This window comes from Brachybacterium sp. AOP25-B2-12 (genome assembly GCF_052378625.1).
Taxonomy (GTDB): Bacteria; Actinomycetota; Actinomycetes; order Actinomycetales; family Dermabacteraceae; genus Brachybacterium.
Map to the genome: position 1 here is coordinate 25688 of NZ_JBQSXW010000012.1, position 18993 is coordinate 44680.

The 18993-nt window shown below is 72.8% G+C and carries 20 protein-coding genes; 2 read left to right on the plus strand and 18 right to left on the minus strand.

Going from position 1 to position 18993, the window contains the following annotated elements:
- The first annotated feature begins 47 nt into the window (after positions 1-47).
- Positions 48-482, plus strand: a complete 435-nt coding sequence (locus tag ACT3TZ_RS10030; RefSeq protein ID WP_444583274.1) for a DUF1844 domain-containing protein — start codon at positions 48-50, stop codon at positions 480-482.
- Here ACT3TZ_RS10030 and ACT3TZ_RS10035 read toward each other — a convergent pair.
- The 8 genes from ACT3TZ_RS10035 to ACT3TZ_RS10070 form a co-directional block, all read right to left on the minus strand.
- Complete coding sequence (locus tag ACT3TZ_RS10035) at positions 472-1794, minus strand: MFS transporter (protein ID WP_444583275.1); 1323 nt, start codon at positions 1792-1794, stop codon at positions 472-474. The genes ACT3TZ_RS10030 and ACT3TZ_RS10035 overlap by 11 nt on opposite strands.
- 6 nt (positions 1795-1800) lie before the next feature.
- Positions 1801-2643: an SseB family protein gene (locus tag ACT3TZ_RS10040; protein ID WP_444583276.1), complete on the minus strand. Its 843-nt coding sequence runs from the start codon at positions 2641-2643 to the stop codon at positions 1801-1803.
- A complete protein-coding gene (gene priA / locus ACT3TZ_RS10045) occupies positions 2640-3374 on the minus strand; it encodes a bifunctional 1-(5-phosphoribosyl)-5-((5-phosphoribosylamino)methylideneamino)imidazole-4-carboxamide isomerase/phosphoribosylanthranilate isomerase PriA (protein ID WP_444583277.1) in 735 nt (244 codons plus the stop codon). The genes ACT3TZ_RS10040 and priA overlap by 4 nt, the downstream gene beginning before the upstream one ends.
- A 149-nt stretch (positions 3375-3523) precedes the next feature.
- Entirely contained in the window at positions 3524-3688 is a 165-nt protein-coding gene (locus ACT3TZ_RS10050; RefSeq protein WP_444583278.1) for a hypothetical protein, read from the minus strand.
- Positions 3685-4353, minus strand: a complete 669-nt coding sequence (hisH, locus tag ACT3TZ_RS10055; protein WP_444583279.1) for an imidazole glycerol phosphate synthase subunit HisH — start codon at positions 4351-4353, stop codon at positions 3685-3687. Before hisH ends, ACT3TZ_RS10050 begins: the two co-directional genes overlap by 4 nt.
- Complete coding sequence (locus ACT3TZ_RS10060) at positions 4350-5054, minus strand: hypothetical protein (RefSeq protein ID WP_444583280.1); 705 nt, start codon at positions 5052-5054, stop codon at positions 4350-4352. Before ACT3TZ_RS10060 ends, hisH begins: the two co-directional genes overlap by 4 nt.
- Entirely contained in the window at positions 5054-5686 is a 633-nt protein-coding gene (gene hisB / locus ACT3TZ_RS10065) for an imidazoleglycerol-phosphate dehydratase HisB (RefSeq protein WP_444583281.1), read from the minus strand. The genes ACT3TZ_RS10060 and hisB overlap by 1 nt, the downstream gene beginning before the upstream one ends.
- Entirely contained in the window at positions 5683-6822 is a 1140-nt protein-coding gene (locus ACT3TZ_RS10070; protein WP_444583282.1) for a histidinol-phosphate transaminase, read from the minus strand. The genes hisB and ACT3TZ_RS10070 overlap by 4 nt, the downstream gene beginning before the upstream one ends.
- 128 nt (positions 6823-6950) lie before the next feature.
- On the opposite strand from ACT3TZ_RS10070, the gene ACT3TZ_RS10075 reads away from it, so the two are divergent.
- Complete coding sequence (locus tag ACT3TZ_RS10075) at positions 6951-7532, plus strand: DUF3054 domain-containing protein (protein WP_444583351.1); 582 nt, start codon at positions 6951-6953, stop codon at positions 7530-7532.
- Between the two features lie 34 nt (positions 7533-7566).
- Here the strand turns inward: ACT3TZ_RS10075 and hisD are convergent, their stop codons facing one another.
- The 10 genes from hisD to ftsZ form a co-directional block, all read right to left on the minus strand.
- Positions 7567-8931 carry a histidinol dehydrogenase gene (gene hisD / locus ACT3TZ_RS10080; protein WP_444583283.1) on the minus strand — a complete coding sequence of 455 codons (1365 nt, stop codon included), beginning with the start codon at positions 8929-8931 and terminating at the stop codon, positions 7567-7569.
- Between the two features lie 34 nt (positions 8932-8965).
- Positions 8966-12517: a DNA polymerase III subunit alpha gene (gene dnaE, locus ACT3TZ_RS10085; RefSeq protein WP_444583284.1), complete on the minus strand. Its 3552-nt coding sequence runs from the start codon at positions 12515-12517 to the stop codon at positions 8966-8968.
- A gap of 83 nt (positions 12518-12600) precedes the next feature.
- Complete coding sequence (locus tag ACT3TZ_RS10090; protein WP_444583285.1) at positions 12601-13395, minus strand: hypothetical protein; 795 nt, start codon at positions 13393-13395, stop codon at positions 12601-12603.
- 25 nt (positions 13396-13420) lie between these two features.
- A complete protein-coding gene (locus ACT3TZ_RS10095; protein ID WP_444583286.1) occupies positions 13421-14350 on the minus strand; it encodes an RluA family pseudouridine synthase in 930 nt (309 codons plus the stop codon).
- Positions 14347-14958, minus strand: a complete 612-nt coding sequence (gene lspA, locus ACT3TZ_RS10100) for a signal peptidase II (RefSeq protein ID WP_444583287.1) — start codon at positions 14956-14958, stop codon at positions 14347-14349. Before lspA ends, ACT3TZ_RS10095 begins: the two co-directional genes overlap by 4 nt.
- Positions 14955-15602 carry a DivIVA domain-containing protein gene (locus tag ACT3TZ_RS10105; protein WP_444583288.1) on the minus strand — a complete coding sequence of 216 codons (648 nt, stop codon included), beginning with the start codon at positions 15600-15602 and terminating at the stop codon, positions 14955-14957. Before ACT3TZ_RS10105 ends, lspA begins: the two co-directional genes overlap by 4 nt.
- Before the next feature lie 134 nt (positions 15603-15736).
- Positions 15737-16036, minus strand: coding sequence for a YggT family protein (locus tag ACT3TZ_RS10110; protein WP_444583289.1), 300 nt, complete (start codon positions 16034-16036; stop codon positions 15737-15739).
- 10 nt (positions 16037-16046) lie between these two features.
- Positions 16047-16538, minus strand: coding sequence for a cell division protein SepF (locus ACT3TZ_RS10115; protein WP_444583290.1), 492 nt, complete (start codon positions 16536-16538; stop codon positions 16047-16049).
- A gap of 161 nt (positions 16539-16699) precedes the next feature.
- Positions 16700-17446: a peptidoglycan editing factor PgeF gene (gene pgeF, locus ACT3TZ_RS10120; RefSeq protein ID WP_444583291.1), complete on the minus strand. Its 747-nt coding sequence runs from the start codon at positions 17444-17446 to the stop codon at positions 16700-16702.
- On the minus strand, positions 17443-18813 hold the full coding sequence (gene ftsZ / locus ACT3TZ_RS10125) for a cell division protein FtsZ (RefSeq protein ID WP_444583292.1): 1371 nt from the start codon (positions 18811-18813) through the stop codon (positions 17443-17445). Before ftsZ ends, pgeF begins: the two co-directional genes overlap by 4 nt.
- Positions 18814-18993: the final 180 nt, after the last annotated feature.

Sequence of the window (18993 nt, forward strand, 5' to 3'; positions counted from 1 at the left end):
CCTCGACCGCACGGCCCCGATCCCCGTCACCGAACTCGAAGGACACGATGAGCACGCACGAGCACCTCGCACCCCACGCCGCCGACGAGGACGGCCCGGTCCCCACCGGCGCGCCGGACGACCATGTCCACGGGTCCGTGGACCCCGAGGCGGCCGCGGCATCCCGCGACATCTCCGAGGTCTCCGCCGTCGAGATCATCACGACCGCCACCGTGCACCTCATGAGCGCCGCCGCCGTCAAGATCGGTCTCGGCGAGGATGAGGAGGCCGAGCACCACCAGGATCTCGCCGAGGCGCGCAAGCTCATCACGGCCCTGGCGGGGCTCGTCACCGCGGCCTCCCCCGAGGTGGGAGGCGACCACGCCCGCTCGCTGCGCGACGGGCTGCGCACCCTGCAGCTGGCCTTCGCCGAGGCCCTCCCGTTCCCGGACGCCCCGGGCGAGGGGCCCGGCGAGAAGTGGACCGGCCGCGTCACGGGCTGACGGATCCCACGTCCTGCCAGCGCCGACGCACACGCCTGCGCCGCACGGACCGCATGCCCAGTCCCAGTGCTGCGACGAGCAGTCCCAGCCCGCCTGCGACCGCGATCCCCCAGGCGGGGCCGGCGCCGTCGATGACCGCCCCGATCGTCGGCGCGCCGACCGCTCCGCCGACGGTCAGGGCGCTGCCGTGCCAGCCCATCGCCTCTCCGCGTGCCGACTCGGGCACGCGGTGGGACAGCTCCTCCCCCGTCGCCGTGATCGAGGGCGCGCACGCGAGACCTGCCAGGAGCACGGCGGCCATGATCATGGGCACCGAGTCCGCGAGCGCGATCGGGATGGTCACGAGCCCCAGCGCCCCGACCACCCACAGCGAGGGGAACTGCCGCCGGATCGTGCCGTAGACAAGGCCCCCCACCGCGGAGCCGAGGCACCAGATCGCGACGACCGGCCCGATCATCGACGCGGCGTCCCGGGCGTTCAGCATCGCCACGAGGGTGACGTCGGTGGCGGTCACGATGAGGTTGGACGTCGCCGTCGCGACGAGGACCGCGATCCCGCCCAGGCTCAGGAGCGCGGCGCGCACGGCCGCGCGGTCCGAGGGCGCCACGACGGGGATCGCGCCGGTGGAGAGGTCCTCACCGCGCCGCACGTCCCCGATCTGCTCGGTCCGGACCAGGGCGCCCTCCTCCATCGCCCGCAGGGGCGCAGGCAGCCGCGCAGGCAGGACCACCTGCTCGCTGCGCGTGGGCGGGTTCGCGATCATGAGCCCGATCCCGGCCAGGGCGACGCACGCCCCGACGACGATCAGGGACTCGCGGGTGCCGATGCCGAGCGCGAGGACGCTCACCGCGGCCGGGCCGATCATGAAGACGATCTCGGTGACGACGGCGTCCAGGGCGAAGACGCTGCGACGCATCGTGGCGGGCACGAGCACCGACAGCGAGGTCCGCACCACCGAGAACACCGGCAGCGCGAAGAGCCCGCCCAGGAAGGCCAGCGCCACGAAGCCCCAGAACGGCACGAACCCGGCCGCGATGAGCGTCGCGCTCTGGACGACGACGGCGGGCAGCACCGCCCGCCGCTGCCCGCGCCGATCCACCAGGCGGCCCCGCCAGGGCGAGGAGATCGCGGTGCCCAGGGTCGAGGCGGCGACCACGAGCCCGGCGGCCAGGTACGTCTGGTGCAGCGTCAGGACGGTGTGCAGCGTCAGCAGCAGACCGAGGGTCGAGAAGGGGATGCGGGCCAGGAAGCCCAGCAGCATGACGGGGGCGACCCCCGGCGAGCTCAGCACCGCCCGATAGGTCGCGAGCACCGGACGTCAGCCCTCGAGGGAGATCTTCATCGAGCTCACCCGTTCGGCCACGAGCTGTGACCGGGACAGGGCCGCGCCGAGGACCGCGAGGATCTGCCGGACCTGCTCCGGGGTCAGGCCCGGCACCAGATGCGCCCGCAGGTCCACCTCCCGGGCGGGATCGGGGCGCGGCACGAGGGAGAGGACACCCGGCACGGACTCGGCGAGGGCGGCGAGCTCGCCGATCACCTCCGGGTCCTCGTGCGGGGGGATCCAGGCGCGCCCCTGCCCGAGCGCCCACAGGATCGAGCGCTGCAGGAGGATCGCGTCCGGCCCGGGGTCCAGCACGAGCGCCGTGCATCCCTCCTGGACGGCCGCCTGGGCCGCCTGGGCGGTGACGACGGGGACGGGGCGCGCCTGTGCCTGCCAGGACGCGAGCGCGGCGACCGAGGAGAAGACGGGGAGGGTGCGTGTCCCGTCGGGTGCGCTGATCGAGACCATGGCCATGTCGGCGCCGTTGTCGCCCTGAAGTCCGTGGGCGGTCTCGCCCCGTTCGGTCGAGGTCGCCATGATCGGGACGAGCACCCGGACGGAGGCGAGCGCCGCCACGAGGGCTCGTCGATCCGGGTCCTCGCCGGCGCGGACCGCGGCGAGCGCGGCGGCGAGAGCGGGCGGGGTCGCGCCGTCGTCCGTGGGATACGGGCTCACCGTGTAGTCCCGACCCGCCCAGGAGACCCCGGCGGTGTCTGTCAGCGGATCCTTCTCCCGGAAGTGCGCCGGCAGCGCGAGCCCCGGATCCTGCGGGCGGGGCGCCTGCGGGCGGGGGTCGTGCGCGCGAGGGGCCTCGTCGTGGTGGTCGGGCGAGGTCACGGGCGACCGGCGACGTCGAGCGCCTCGGAGAGGGTGAACGCGCCGGCGTACAGCGCCTTGCCGACGATCGCGCCCTCGACGCCCTCGGGCACCAGGGCGCGCAGCTCGGCGAGGTCCTGCAGCGTCGAGACGCCGCCGGAGGCCACGACGGCGGCGTCGGTGCGCGCGGCGACCTCGCGCAGGAGGTCGAGATTGGGTCCGCGCAGGGTGCCGTCCTTGGTGACGTCGGTGACGACGTAGCGCACGCAGCCGGCCTCGTCGAGGCGGGCGAGGGTCTCCCACAGGTCGCCGCCCTCCTGGGTCCATCCGCGTGCGGCCAAGGTGGTGCCGCGCACGTCGAGCCCCACGGCGATCCGGTCGCCGTGCTCGGCGATCACGCGCGCCGTCCATGCGGGGTCCTCGAGGGCCGCGGTGCCGAGGTTGACGCGCCGGCAGCCGGTGGCGAGCGCGGCCGCGAGCGAGGCGTCGTCGCGGATCCCGCCGGAGAGCTCGACGGCGATGTCCACGGAGGCAACGACGTCGGCGAGCAGCTCACGGTTGGAGCCGCGTCCGAAGGCGGCATCGAGGTCCACGAGGTGCAGCCATTCGGCGCCGGCCTCGGCGAAGGTGCGCGCGGCGTCCGCAGGGGCGCCGTAGTGGGTCTCGCTGCCGGCCTCGCCCTGGACCAGGCGGACGGCCTGGCCGTCGGCGACGTCGACGGCGGGGAGGAGCTGGAGGCGGGGTGCGGTCATGGTGGACTCCCGGGGATGGTGGGGCGGACGGACGGGTGGATCACGGGGCACGCCCTGCGGGGGCCTGCGCGAACGCGACGACGCAGTCTGGAGGGGGCGGTCGGGACGGAGCGGGCGGGACGACGGGGCGGACGGAACGGTGCGGACGGTCAGCCCTGGTTGATCCGCCACAGGGCCACGGCGATGCAGAGCACGGCGAGCACGGCGAGGACGATGACCGTCCAGAGAGGCTTCTTCTGGCGGAAGAACGACCAGGTGCCACCGAGCAGGATCCCGCCGGCGGCGAGCATGAGGTACGGCAGGAGGAGGCTCACGGGGTCCTCCCCGGGGCGGGACGCACGGGCAGGGTCGCCAGCCAGTTGCGCAGCAGTCGGGTGCCGGCGGCCCCGGACTTCTCCGGGTGGAACTGCGTCGCGGTCAGCGGGCCGTTCTCGACGGCCGCGATGAAGCGGTCCCCGCCGTGGACGGACCAGCTGACCTGGGGCGGCACGAGCGTCGGATGGTCCTCGAGCTCCCAGGTGCGCGCGCCGTAGGAGTGGACGAAGTAGAAGCGCTCGTCCTCGATGCCCTCGAACAGGCGCGATCCGTCCGCGGTCTGGACCGTGTTCCACCCCATGTGCGGGACCACCTCGGCCTGCAAGCGCGTGATCTCCCCCGGCCACTGCCCCAGCCCCGTGCTGGAGACCCCGTGCTCGGTGCCGCGGTCGAACATCACCTGCAGGCCGACGCAGATGCCCAGCACGGGCAGCCCGCCGGCGAGGCGGCGTTCGATGATGCGGGGGCCGTCGACGGCGCGGATCTGCTCGATGGTGGCGGCGAAGGCGCCGACGCCCGGCACCACGAGTCCGTCGGCCTCCAGCGCGGCGGTCGTCTGGACCGTGAGCTCGACGTCCGCGCCGGCGGCCTCGAGGGCGCGGACCGCGGAGCGGACGTTGCCGCTGCCGTGGTCGAGGACCACGACGCGGGGGGCGCCGGTCATCCGCGCCGCCTGCCGGTCGCGATCCAGCGCAGCGCCTGCATCCGTGAGACGGTGCTCGGGTCGATGCCCTCGCCCAGGTCCGACGCCTCGACGGCGCCGAGCAGCAGCTGCTCGATGGACTCGTCGACGCCGCCCAACACGATCGCCGGCGCCACGTCGTCGCCGCGCGCTCCCTGGCGGTAGCGGGTCGCGGTCATGCGATCGCCGCGGCGCCAGAACAGGATGATCCCGAGCTTCTGGAGGGCGGTGCTCACGGCGAGCGCGAGCGCATGGGCCTCGGCCTCGTCGAGCTCGCCGAGGGCGATCGCCCCGGTGCCGGTGGACAGGACACGGGTGCCCGCGGGCACCCCGGTCCCCTCCCCACGGGCCTCGGATCCCAGGCGGATCGCTCCGGCGAGGGCCTTCGCGGAGGCGACGGAGGTCGCGACCACGGCGACCGGCCGCGGCGCATCGTCCTGGGCGGGGGCTCCCAGGACGTCCTCGACGGTCAGCGGTGCATCGTCGGAGGTGCCCTCGGCGTCGTGCACGGAGGGATCGGGCAGCTCCGTGCTGGCCCCCGCGGCGCTCGCCGCGGCGGGGTCCGCCGTGCCGGCGTCGGGCTCGTCGAGGTCGAGGCCCTCCATCATGCGCGCGAACTCGGCGTCCACGTCGGAACGGTCCTCGGGCTCGTCACCGCGGGGCGGCTCGGGCGGGACGGTCATCACAGGGCTCCCTTGGTCGAGGGGACGTCGGTCACGCGCGGATCCCGGGCGCACGCGCCGCGCAGGGCACGGGCCAGGGCCTTGAACTGCGCCTCGACGATGTGGTGGGGGTCGCGTCCTGCGAGCACCCGCATGTGCAGGCAGATCGCCGCGTGGTGGGCGATCGACTCCAGGACGTGGCGGGTCAGGGAGCCGGTGAAGTGCCCGCCGATGAGGTGCAGCTCCTGCCCGGCGGGCTCGCCCGTCTGCACGCAGTAGGGGCGGCCGGAGACGTCCACGACGCACTGGGCCAGCGCCTCGTCGAGGGGGACCGTGGCATCGGCGAAGCGCGAGATCCCGACCTTGTCGCCGAGCGCCTCGCGCAGGCATTCGCCGAGGACGATCGCGGTGTCCTCGACGGTGTGGTGCACGTCGATCTCGATGTCGCCGGTGCCGCGCACGGTGAGGTCGAAGCGCGCGTGGGTGCCCAGCGCCGTGAGCATGTGGTCGAAGAACGGCACCGAGGTCGACACGTCGCAGCGCCCCGAGCCGTCGAGGTCCAGGGTCACCTCGACGCTCGACTCCCGGGTGGTGCGGCAGATCGTGGCGGTGCGGTGCGCCAGCGTGTCGGTGTCGGTGGGCTGGATCGTCATCGGGGGTCGGCCTCCTCGAGGGCGCGGCGGAATGCGAGGTTGTCGTCGGGGGTGCCGACGGAGACGCGCAGCCAGCCCTCGGGGCCGACGACGCGGATGAGGACGCCGCGCTCGAGCAGGCGCTCGAAGACCGCCTGGCGATCCGTGAACGTCCGGAACAGGATGAAGTTGGCGTCCGAGGGGGCCAGGTCGTGGCCGCGGGCCGCGAGGTCGGCGGCCAGGGCGTCCCGCTCGTCGCGCAGCAGCGCGACCTGGCTCAGGAGCTCGGTGCCGTGGGCCAGCGCGGTGCGCGCGACCGCCTGCGTGATGCCCGACAGGTGGTAGGGCAGGCGCACGATGCGGACGGCGTCGACGATCGCGGGATCCGCGACGAGGTAGCCGATCCGCGCGCCCGCCAGCGCGAAGGCCTTGGACATGGTGCGGGTCACGACCAGCCCGGGGTGCTCGGGCAGGAGCGTCAGGGCGCTCGGGACGCCGTCCCGACGGAACTCCCCGTACGCCTCGTCGACGATCAGCAGTCCGCCGTGGCGGGCCTGGGCGGCGGCCGCCGCCCGCACCACGTCGAGGTCCAGCGCCGTGCCGGTGGGGTTGTTGGGGCTCGTGAGCAGCACGATCGCGGGGCGGTGCGCGGCGATCGCGGCAGTGACCGTCCGGGCGTCCAAGGCGAAGTCCGGCGCGGGACCGCGAGCGGCGGTGACCCACGCGGTGAACGTGTCGCGGGCGTACTCGGGGTACATCGAGTAGTGCGGGGTGAAGGACAGGGCGCTGCGGCCCGGGCCCCCGAAGGCCTGGAACAGCTGCTGCATGATCTCGTTGGAGCCGTTGGCGACCCAGATCGAGTCCTCGGGCGGCGCGGGGATCCCGGACTCGACGACGAGGTACTTCGCGAGATCGGCCCGGAGGTCGTGGAACTCGCGATCGGGGTACCGGTTGAGGCCGCGGGCGGCGGCCTCGACGGCCCGGCCGAGGTCCGCGGCGAGCGCGTCCGAGGGCGGGAACGGGTTCTCGTTGACGTTGAGGGGATGGGGCACGTCGAGCTGCGGGGCCCCGTACGGCTCGAGGCCGACGAGGTCGTCGCGCACCGTGGGTCCGATGGTGAGCGGGGCGTCTGACGCGGCGGAGGGCATGACCCCCATGGTAGAGGGAGGGCCCCGGTCGGGGCGACGGCGTCCGGCGGGCCGTGCGACCGCTCGGCGCCGCTCCCGCGACCTCCGCGGACCGGCCTCGGCCGGGCACCGGCACGGTGGCCTACCCTGGTCCGGTGATGCGTGCGTTCGGTTCTCTGGTGGCAGATGCCCTCGCGGTGTTCCTCTTCGTGGCGATCGGCCTGCTGCAGCACGGCAGTCCGCTCACGACGGTGACGGTCACGTGGGTGGGCTGGACGTTCGCGGTGGGGATGCTCGTCGGGCACCTCGCGATCCGCTCCTGGCGCGCCCCCTTCGCGGTGTGGCCCCAGGGCGTGTTCGTCTGGGCGATCACGATCGTCGCGGCGATGGCCCTGCGCACCCTCTTCGGCCAGGGCACGGAGACCTCGTTCATCGTCGTGACCGCGATCGTGCTGGGCGTGCTCATGCTCGGCTGGCGAGCCGTGGCCTCCTTCGTCACCCGCCACGAGCGCCGGGCGGTCGTGAGCCTCGCGGACCTCGAGGGGTCCGGCGACGCGGGCGCGGTCGGCCCGGGGACCGCGGATTCCGACGACGAGGAGCTGGACGGCGCCCCGGCGTCGGGGCGCGATGGCGGGAGCCGGACGGCGGACGACGAGGGCCCGGTGCCCGCGGGCGACGATCTCGACCCCACGGGTCCCGACGGAACCGTGCCGGACGGGTCGGGCACCACCGGCCGCTGACGACGGACCGCGCGGTGCGGGACCGTCCGCGCGCTCAGCGCGGAGATGCCTCCGCGGCGGCCTCGCCGGGCCCCTCGCCCTCGAAGCGGATCGCGACGGCACGGCCGTGGGCGGGGAGGTCCTCGGCGACGGCGAGCGTCTCGGCGCTCGCGCGCGAGGCCGCGAGCGCGGGACGGTCGTACTCGACGACGTGGATGCCGCGCAGGAAGCTCTGGACCCCGAGCCCCCCGCCGAACCGCGAGCTGCCCCCGGTGGGCAGGACGTGGTTGGAGCCCGCGGCGTAGTCGCCCAGGCTCACCGGGGAGAAGGAGCCGACGAACACCGCCCCCGCGTTGGTGACGCGGGCGGCGACCTCCGCGGCGTCGGCGGTCTGGACCTCGAGGTGCTCGGCGCCGTAGGCGTCGACCACGGCCAGGCCCTGGTCGAGGTCGTCCACGAGCACGATCCCGCTCTGGCGTCCCGCGAGGGCCTCACCGATCCGCTCGGCGTGCAGGGCCTGCGGCACCTGGACCGCGAGCTCGCCCTCGACGGCCCGGGCGAGGTCGGGGCTGTCGGTGACCAGGACGGCCGCGGCCAGCGGGTCGTGCTCGGCCTGGGAGATGAGGTCGGCGGCGACGAACCGGGGCGTGGCCGTCCCGTCGGCGAGGATCGCGATCTCCGTCGGGCCGGCCTCCGCGTCGATGCCCACCGTCCCGCGCACCAGGCGCTTGGCGGCGGTCACGTAGACGTTGCCGGGACCGGTGACGAGGTCGACCGGGTCCAACCGCTGCCCGTCGCCGAGGTCGGGGGCGCCGAAGGCCAGCAGCGCGATCGCCTGGGCGCCGCCGGCGGCGAGGACAGTGTCGATGCCCAGCAGCGCGCAGGCGGCGAGGATGGTGGGGTGGGGGTAGCCGTCGTGGTCCTTCTGCGGCGGGGAGGCGAGCACGATCTGCCCGACGCCGGCGGTCAGCGCCGGCACCGCGTTCATCACGACGGAGCTGGGCAGGACCGCGCGCCCGCCGGGCACGTACAGGCCCACGCGGCGCACGGGGACCCAGCGCTGCCGCACCACGCCACCGGGGATGACCTCGACGACGTCATCCTCGCGGCGCTGGGCGGCATCGACCCTGCCGACCCGCGCGATGGCGTCCTCGAGGGCCGCGCGGATCGCGGGATCGAGGTCCCGGAGCGCCCGGTCGATGACGTCCGCGGGGACCCGCAGGTGCTCCGGACGCACCCTGTCGAACCGCTCCCCCGCGGCGAGCACGGCCTCGGCGCCCCGTTCCCGGACGTCGTCGACGACGGGGCGGACGGCCTCGACCGCACCGGCGACGTCGAGCTCGGGGCGCGGCACCGCCTCACGCAGCTGGGCAGGGCTGAGGGTACGACCACGCAGGTCGGTGACGGAGAGCAGAGCCATGCTCACGAGTCTAGGCGGCTGCGGGACTGCGGGCTCACTGCAGGCAGGAGGGCCCCAGCAGCGCCTTGAGCGAGGCGTACAGCGCCGGCGACGGCGTGACCGAGAGGCGGTTGTCCAGCCGCATGAGGGTCGCGCGCCCGGGCTCGAGGAGCTTGAGCCGCACCTCGCTCATGCCGGGGTTGTCCTCGAGGACGCCGCGCAGATCGGTGACGACGCGCTCGCTGCAGCGGACGGCCGGCAGCGAGATCACCACGGGGCCGTCGCCGCCGATGGACGAGGTGTCCGGGATGGTCATCTCCATGACGCGCATCTCGGGCATGCCCTTGGAGGTGTCGATCCGACCCTTCATCGAGACGACCAGGTCCTCGGCCAGCTCGGTGGAGACGGTCTGGTAGGTCGAGGGGAACAGCAGGCAGTCCACCGTGCCCTCGAGGTCCTCGACCGTGGCGATCGCCCACATGTCGCCCTTCTTGGTGGTCTTGCGCTGCAGCGAGGTGATGAGGCCCGCGACCTGGACCATGGCGCCGTCCTCGACGGCCCCGGGATCCGCGAGGGCGCTGATCGTCGTCGTGGAGTTCTGGGCGATGACGTGCTCGAGGCCCTGCAGGGGGTGGTCCGAGACGTACAGGCCCAGCATCGTGCGCTCGAAGGCCAGCTTCTCCTTGCGGTCCCACTCGGGGACCTCGGGGTAGGGCTGGTCGTCGGGCTCGGCGGCGCCGGCGCCCTCGTCCCCGAAGCCCATGCCGAACAGGTCGTACTGGCCCTGGCTCTCCATGCGCTTGAGGCCCACGAACTCGTCGACCGCGTCCTCGTGGTGCAGGACCAGGGTGCGGCGGTTCTCGCCCAGGGAGTCGAAGGCGCCTCCCTTGATGAGCGACTCGATCGTGCGCTTGTTGCACACCACCAGCGGGACCTTCTTGAGGAAGTCCCGGAAGGAGGTGAAGGGCCCCTCCTCCTCCCGGGCCGCGAGGATCGCCTCGACGACGTTGGTGCCCACGTTGCGGATCGCCGAGAGCCCGAAGCGGATGTCGTCGCCGACGGCCGAGAAGTACATGCCGGACTCGTTGACGTCCGGGGGCAGCACGGTGATCCCGTGGTGGCGGCAGTCCCCGAGGTAGAACCCGAGGCGGTCGCGGTTCTCCTGCGTGGAGGTCAGCAGGGCCGCCATGTACTCGGCGGGGTACTTGGCCTTGAGCAGCGCCGTCCAGTACGAGACCACGCCGTAGGCGGCGGAGTGGGACTTGTTGAAGGCGTAGTCCGCGAACGGCAGCAGCGTGTCCCAGAGCGCCTTGATCGCGGCGGCCCCGAACCCGTTGTCCTGCATGCCCTTCTGGAAGGACACGTACTGCTTGTCCAGCTCCGCCTTCTTCTTCTTGCCCATCGCGCGGCGCAGGATGTCCGCCTCGCCGAGGGAGTACCCGGCGACCTTCTGCGCGATCTGCATGACCTGCTCCTGATAGACGATCAGGCCGTAGGTCTCCGAGAGGATCTCGGCGAGCGGCTCCTCGAGCTGGGGGTGGATCGGGGTGACGTCCTGCAGGCCGTTCTTGCGCAGGGCGTAGTTCGTGTGGGAGTTCATGCCCATCGGGCCCGGGCGGTACAGGGCGCCGAGCGCGGAGATGTCCCCGAACTTGTCGGGCTTCATCTGCCGGCAGAGCTCCCGGTACCCGGCGGAGTCGAACTGGAAGACGCCCGCGGTGTCACCCCGCTGCAGCAGCGCGTAGGGCGCCGGGTCCTCGTAGCCGGCGTGCTCGAGGTCCGGGGCCTCCTTGCCGTTGGCGGTGATGTTGTCCAGGGCGTCGGAGATGACGGTGAGGTTGCGCAGCCCCAGGAAGTCCATCTTCAGCAGCCCGAGCGCCTCGCACGTGGGGTACTCGAACTGGGTGATCACCTGGCCGTCGGAGGGGCGGCGCATCATCGGGATGATGTCGGTCAGGGTGTGGCTGGACATGATGACCGCGCAGGCGTGGACGCCCCAGCCGCGGGTCAGGCCCTCGACGCCCTGGGCGATCTCGAAGACCTGGCGGACGTCCGCCTCCTGCTCGTGGATGCGGCGGAACTCGCCGGCCTCGGCGTAGCGCTTGTTCTCGGGGTCGAAGATGCCCGAGAGCGGGATGTCCTTGCCCATCACCGACGGCGGCAGCGCCTTGGAGAGGCGGTCCCCCATCGCATAGGGATAGCCGAGCACGCGCGAGGCGTCCTTCAGGGAGTTCTTCGTCTTCATGACGCCGTAGGTGACCACCTGGGCCACCCGGTCGTCGCCGTACTTGCGGGTGACGTACTCGAGCACCTCCCCGCGGCGGCGATCATCGAAGTCGATGTCGAAGTCGGGCATCGAGACGCGGTCGGGGTTCAGGAACCGCTCGAACAGCAGGCCGTGCTCGATGGGGTCGATGCCGGTGATCTGCATGGCGTAGGCGACCATCGAGCCTGCGCCCGAGCCACGGCCCAGGCCCACCCGGATCCCGTTCTCCTTGGCCCAGCGGATGAAGTCGGAGACCACCAGGAAGTACCCGGGGAACCCCATCTGGGTGATGATCGAGACCTCGTAATCGGCGCGGCTGCGCACCGCGTCGGGGATGCCCGCGGGGTAGCGGAACCGCAGCCCCTCCTCGACCTCCTTGATGAACCAGGAGTGCTCGTCCTCGCCCGGCGGGGTGGGGAAGACCGGCATGAAGTTCGCGCCGTCGTCGGTGGTGGTGAAGGAGACGTCGCACATCTCCGCGACCTTGAGGGTGTTGTCGCAGGCCTCGGGCAACTCGCGGAAGAGCTCGCGCATCTCCCGGGCGGACTTGAGGTAGTAGCCCGAGCCGTCGAACTTGAAGCGCCCCGGGGTGTCGAAGGTCGAGCCGGAGTTGATGCACAGGAGCGCGTCCTGGATCTTGGCGTCCTCCTGGGTGACGTAGTGGAGGTCGTTGGTCGCCAGCAGCGGTGCCCCGATCTCACGGGCCAGCGCGATGAGGTCCTTGGTCACCCGCTGCTCGAGCTGCAGGCCGTGGTCCATGAGCTCGACGAAGTAGTGCTCCTTGCCGAACATGTCCTGGTAGTCCGCGGCGGCCTGGACGGCCTCGTCCCACTGGCCCAGCCGGATCCTCGTCTGCACCTCGCCCGAGGGGCAGCCGGTCGAGGCGATGAGCCCCTCGGAGTAGCGCTGGAGGAGCTCGCGGTCCATGCGGGGCCACTTGCCCATCTGCCCGTCGAGCGAGGCGTACGAGCCCAGGCGGAACAGGTTGTGCATGCCCTCGGTGCTGCGGGACAGCAGGGTCATGTGGGTGTAGGCGCCACGGGCCGAGACGTCGTCGCCGGCGTCCTGCTGGGCCTTGGTGCCCCACTGGACACGCGTGCGGTCGTGGCGGCTCGTGCCCGGGGTCACGTACGCCTCGACGCCGATGATCGGCTTGATGCCCGCGGCGGTGGCCGTGCGGTAGAAGTCGTAGGCGCCGAAGAGGTAGCCGTGATCGGTGATCGCGATGGCCTTCTGACCCTGGCGCTGGGTCTCCTCGATGAGTTTGGAGATCTTCGCGGCGCCGTCCAGGAGCGAGTAGTCGGTGTGGACGTGGAGATGCACGAAGTCGTCAGCGGCCATGGATCGAGGGTAGCGAGGAGGACCGACGAACGGGGGCTCAGGCGAGCCGGGCCGGCGTCGCGCCGGTCACCGTGAGGACTCGGTCACGGCCTCGGCCCGGTCCCGGGGGCGCTCGGGCGCCCGGGGTCCCCCGGAGCACCCGGGGCGCCCGGCGCCGGGGGCCCGTCGCCGTCGTCCTCCGCCTCGGCGTCGCGGAGCATCCGGGTCATGAGCTGCTCGAGGTACTCCCCTGCGCCCTCGACGCTCAGCGAGCGTTCGTCACGGCGCGGCGGCATGCCCTCGACCAGGGCACCGCCGTGCCAGGCCAGGGAGTCGTCCGGGAGGTGCGCCGCGTCGTCCCGCCACAGGTCCAGGGGCACGGCGTGCGCGGCGAGGTCCCGGGCCAGGGCGTCCGCGGCCGCGGGGTCCCCGGATCGCTGCAGGATCGCGACGAGCAGGGACTGACCGGCCCAGGCCTCGGCGTCGTCGGCGCCGGGGCGCGCGGTCTCCTGGACGAGCGCCACGAAGCTCGCCGCGAGCTCGTCCCGCCCGTCGAGATGGTGGTCCTTGGCGGCACGCAGGGCGATCGCGGGCACGTGCTCGGTCACGCCCCACAGGACGCCCGCGCCGACGAGGGCCTCGGCCACGCCCAGCGGGAAGTCCGGATGCGCGGCGATCGCGCTGGACGGCGTGCGGCCGGCTCTGCGGTCGTCGTCGGCCCGGAGGTAGGCGCGGCTCGCCGCGAGGACGGCCTCGCGGGCGCTCCCCGGATCCGCGAGCTCGACCTCGGCGCGCTCGGGGGACAGGCCCAGGAGGGCGCCCACGCGGGCCACGGGGAACTCCGGGCGCCCCAGGGGTCCGGGTCGGGGCGTCGCGTCGTCAGGCGTGTCGTCGCTCATCCCCCGACGCTATCGCGCGCGAGGTTCACCCCGCGCGCAGCACCTCGAGGGCGTGGGAGAGGTCCTCGGGGAGCTCGGAGGTGAAGGTGACCCGCTCCCCGCTGACGGGGTGCAGGAACGACAGCTCCATCGCATGCAGCCATTGCCGCACCAGCCCGACGCGCTCGGCGAGCCGCGGGTCCGCGCCGTACAACGGGTCCCCCACGAGAGGATGGTGCAGGGCTGCGGTGTGCACGCGGATCTGGTGGGTGCGGCCTGTCTCGAGCTTGACGCGCAGGAGGTCCGCGCCGTGCAGGGGCTCGAGCACCTCGTAGTGGGTGACCGAGGGCTTGCCGGTGCTGAGCACCGCGTACTTGTAGTCGTGGTGCGGGGAGCGACCGATGGGGGCGTCGATCGTGCCGCGCGCGGGATCCAGATGCCCCTGGGAGACCGCCTGGTAGATCTTGTCGACCGTGCGGGTGCGGAAGGCGTCCTGGAGCACCGGGTAGGCGCGCTCGGACCGTGCCACGACCATGAGCCCGCTGGTCCCCACGTCCAGGCGCGAGACGATCCCGTGCCGCTCGGGCGGTCCGACGGGCGCAATGCGCACACCCGCGGCCGCGAGGTGTCCCAGCACCGTGGGCCCGTCCCATCCCTGGCTCGGGTGGGCGGCGACGCCGACGGGCTTGTCGACGACCACGATGTCGTCGTCCTCGTGCACGAGGCGCATGCCCGGAGCGATGAGGGGCTGGACGGTCACCGCGGGCCGGTCCGCGGGGATCTCGATCCGCAGCTCCATACCGGGCTCGAGGCGCGTCGAGCGGCTGCTCGGCGCCCGGCCGTCCAGCTCCACGGCACCGGCGGAGACGAGCTCCGCGGCGCGGGTGCGGGAGAGCCCGAACATCCGGGCGACGCCGACGTCGACGCGCTCCCCGGCCAGCCCTTCGGGCACGGGGACCGTGCGCACGTCCGTCACGGGGTCTCCGGGGAGACCACGTCCGGCTCGGGATCGGCCTCGGGGTCCGTGGCCCCGGGATCCGTCGCGACCCCGATCACGCCGAGCAGGACGATGAGGATCGCCCCGCCGACGACGCACATGTCGGCGATGTTGAAGATGGGCCAGTTGGGCAGCTGCAGGAAGTCCACGACCTCGCCGCGGAAGGGCCCCGGCGGACGCAGCAGGCGGTCATGGATGTTGCCGAGGGCGCCGCCGACGATGAGCCCGAGGGCGCACGCCCACCAGGCCGACCGCACGGAGCGGACGACGAAGACGAGCGCGCCGATGCAGATCGCGATCTGCAGGCACGTGACGACGGGGGTGATCCCGGCACCGAGGCCCCAGGCCGCTCCGGAGTTGTACAGGAGCTGGAACTGCAGGAGCTCACCGACCACCGGACGGGACACGTGGAGCGTCAGGGCGCCCTCGGCCCAGGCCTTGGTCACCTGATCGGCCACGAGCGCGAGCAGGGCGATGCCGGCGACGTCCGCGATCGCGGCGGGCCGGCCGATGCCCCGGCGCCGGACACGGAGAACGCCGGACGCTGAGCGTCCGGCGTTCTCCGGCGAAGGGTCCGCGGAGGTCACAGGCCGAAGTTCGCCTGCTTGTCCTGCGTGTCGCTCGTGTCGAGGTCACGCAGCTGGTTCTCGAGGTAGTTGCGCAGACGGTTGCGGTAGTCGCGCTCGAAGGTCCGCAGGCCGTCGATCGACTTCTCGAGGGCGGCCTTCTGGGTCTCGAGGGCGTCGAGGGTCGTGCGGGACTTCTCCTCGGCCTCGCCGACGATCCGACGGCTCTCGCTGTCGGCCTCGGAGATGAGGCGGTCGCGCTCGTTCTCGCCGTTGCGGACGTGCTCGTCGTGCAGGCGGTGGGCCAGCGCGATGATCCCGGCGGCCGACTGATCGGCGCCGTCGCCCGTGCTCGCGGCCGGCGCCGAGGCGGCCGGGGTGACGACCGTGTCGTCGTCCGCGGGCCGCTCGAAGGCCGGCGCGGAGGCGATCTCGGGGGTCTGCTCGGAGGCCTCGGGGGCCGCAGGGCGCGACTCGAGTGCGGCGACGCGGTTGTGCGCCTCCTCCAGCTCGCTCCTCAGTCGTGCGTTCTCGTCGATGAGCTCCTGAAGGCGGGGCATGACGTCGTTGTCGAGGTAGTTGTCGACCTCGTCCATGTCATAGCCTTCGGAGAACCGCACCGGAGTGAACCGCTTGTTCTGCAGATCCTCGGGCATGAGAGCCATGGGCCACCTTCTCGTGTAGGTCGTGGAGCCTCCGTCGACTCCTGTTTCAGCCCGTTCAGCGTAGCCGATGGGCCCGATGCGTCGCACCGCCTTGACGCACCCCGTGACACACGGCTCTCAAAGATCTGGCAATCCTACGCAAAGCGGACGACAAATCCTCCGAGAAGCCCCAGCAGGAGCCATCCGGCGAGCAGCAGGATCATCAGGCTGAGATCCAGCGAGACCGCGCCGAGCCGCAACGGGGGAATGACGCGGCGCAATGCGCGGACGGGCGGATCGGTCAGCGTGAACACGACCTCGAACACGACCGCCATGATTCCGCGCGGCCGGTATTCCCGCGCGTAGGAGCGGATCCAGTCGAGCACGAGGCGCGCCAGGAGCGCGATGACATAGAGGAGCAGCGCGAGGTACGCGATGCCCAGGACGATCTGCACGGCAGGGCGCTCAGCTCTGGTTGTAGAAGCTGCCCTCGTCGGCCGCACCGTCGCCGTCGATCTCGACGAACTCGGGGCTCAGGAGGAAGACCTTCGAGGTCACGCGCTCGATCGAGCCACGCAGGCCGAACACGAGGCCCGCGGAGAAGTCGACCATACGCTTGGCGTCGCCGTCCTGCATGTCCGAGAGGTTCACGATGACGGGGACCCCGTCGCGGAACGACTCGCCGATGGCCTTGGCGTCGTTGTAGGACCGGGGGTGGATCGTCGTGATGCGGTGCATCGACTCCTCGACGGGCCGTCCCACCGGGACCACGCTGGGTCGCTGGCGGATGGGGGTCACCTGTGCCTCCCGTTCGTTCTGCGTCTCTCCGACCTCGGAACGGCGGCCGGCGGCCGTGTTCGAGGACGTGTCACGGGACGTCTGCTCGTCCTCGTAGTAGTCCTCGTCGACCTCGTTGGCGAGGCCGAGTGCGACCATCGCGTTGTGCCATGCACTCATGGTCTGTTCTCCCTGGTTGGATTCAGCAGCGGCAGGGCCTCGGGGAAGCACGGGGAGTGCGTGGAGGCCACGTCCTGAACGTACCCGAGCGCCCTGTGCGCGGGTCGGATCGACGCGGCGTGTCGCCCGTCCGACCCGGGCGATCAGGGGTGCTGTGCCTCTCAGCGCGGATCCAGGGCGATGACCCCGGCGAAACGCCCCGTCGCACCGTCGCGGCGGTAGGAGAAGTAGTCGACGTGCTCCCGGGTGCAGGGAGCGCCCGAGACGACGGCGGCGTCGCCGAGCCCTGCCGCCGTCAGCGCGATCCGGGCACCGGCGACGAGGTCGAGCGCGGGGGTGCCCCAGCTGGTGGTCGAGGCGATGCCGGGCAGGCGCGTCCGGGCATCGGCCTGCATGTCCGCAGGCACCTCGTAGCAGCGTCCGCAGATGGCGGGGCCGATCTGCGCGCGCAGGTCGGAGGGTCGCGCGCCGAGATCCCGCATGGCCCGGACGGTGTGCTCGAGGACGCCGCCCAGGAGGCCCCGGCGGCCGGCGTGGGCCGCTCCGACGACCCCTGCGGCCTCGTCGACGAGGAGCACGGGCAGGCAGTCGGCGACCATCATCGCCAGCGCCACGTCGCGGCGCCGGGTCACGAGGCCATCGACGCGGTGCACCCGGGCAGGGTCCTCGTCCTCGTCGATCACGGCGACGTCGGCGGAGTGCACCTGGTCGGCGAAGACGACCGGGCACCCGAGCTCGCCGCGGAGCAGGGCACGGTTGCGCTCGACATCGGCCTCGTCGTCCCCGACGTGACGCGCGAGGTTCCACGCGTCGTACGGCGCGCGGGAGACGCCGCCCGCACGCCCCGTGAACAGGGCACGGGCCCCGCGCAGGTGCGGGGCCCGTGTCACCAGGGGTCCGGCGGTCACTTCAGGAACGACGGCAGGTCCAGGTCGTCGTCGTCCGAGGGTGGCTCCTCGATGCGCGGTGGGCGCACCGGCTCCTCGCGCTGGGAGGGCTGGGCGGGGGCCTCCTGCGAGTACGGCTGCTGCTCCGGGGCGGGCCGCTGCGCCACCTGCGGCTGCTGCGGATCCTGGTAGCGACGCGCGTGGGTCTCGTCGTGCCCGGGCTGTGCGGGGGCGCCCTGCCCGTCGTGGCGGGCCTCCTCCTCGACGACGGGGCGCGAGGGCGTGAAGGTCTGCTGGAGCGCTCCCCAGCCGCCCACGGTGGCGTTGCGGGAGGGATCCTGGCGCTGGGAGTGGTCGGTCGGGCGCTCGGGCACGGCCGGGCGCGCCTCGACGGTCCGCTGCGGGGCCTGCTGCTGGGGGACCTCCTTGCGGGGAGCCGGTCCCCCGGCCTCGAAGCCCGCGGCGATGACGGTCACGCGGACCTCGTCGGCCAGCGCGTCGTCGATGATGGCGCCGAAGATGAGGTTGGCGTCGGGGTGCGCGGCCTCCTGGACGAGGCGGGCGGCCTCGGAGACCTCGTACAGACCCAGGTCGCTGCCGCCCTGGATGGACAGCAGGACGCCGTACGCGCCGTCGATCGAGGCCTCGAGCAGGGGGCTCGAGACCGCGAGCTCGGCGGCCTGCAGCGCGCGGTCGTCGCCCCGCGAGGAGCCGATGCCCATCAGCGCGCTGCCGGCGCCCTGCATCACGGACTTCACGTCGGCGAAGTCGAGGTTGATGAGGCCGGGCGTGGTGATGAGGTCGGTGATCCCCTGGACGCCGGAGAGCAGGACCTGGTCGGCGCTCTTGAAGGCGTCGAGCATCGAGACCTGCTTGTCGGCGATCGAGAGCAGGCGGTCGTTGGGAATGACGATGAGGGTGTCGACCTCGGTCTGCAGCGCGGCGATGCCCGCCTCGGCCTGGGTCGAGCGGCGACGGCCCTCGAAGGTGAAGGGGCGGGTGACGACACCGATGGTGAGCGCCCCGAGGCTGCGGGCGATGTTCGCGACGACGGGCGCGCCGCCGGTGCCGGTGCCGCCGCCCTCGCCGGCGGTCACGAAGACCATGTCGGCCCCGCGCAGGACCTCCTCGATCTCCTCGGCGTGGTCCTCGGCGGCGCGACGGCCCACCTCGGGGTCCGCGCCGGCGCCGAGGCCTCGGGTGAGCTCCTTGCCGACGTCGAGCTTGACGTCCGCGTCGGACATGAGGAGCGCCTGGGCGTCGGTGTTGATCGCGATGAACTCGACGCCCTTGAGGCCCGACTCGATCATGCGGTTGACCGCGTTGACGCCGCCTCCGCCGACGCCGACGACCTTGATGACTGCGAGGTAGTTCTGGGATCCGGCCACGGGTTCGTCCTTGCTGTTGGAGGCTCTGCTGCTGATCTGGGTGCGATGGAGGCCCGGTGCGAACCCTCGACCTCGACTCGAGGTTCGGACTCCGCGGGCCTCATCTCCTGCTTCGACGCTAGGGATGGGAGATGGGCGACGCAACGACCGCGCCGCGCGTGTCGTGCACGGGTGCTCCCC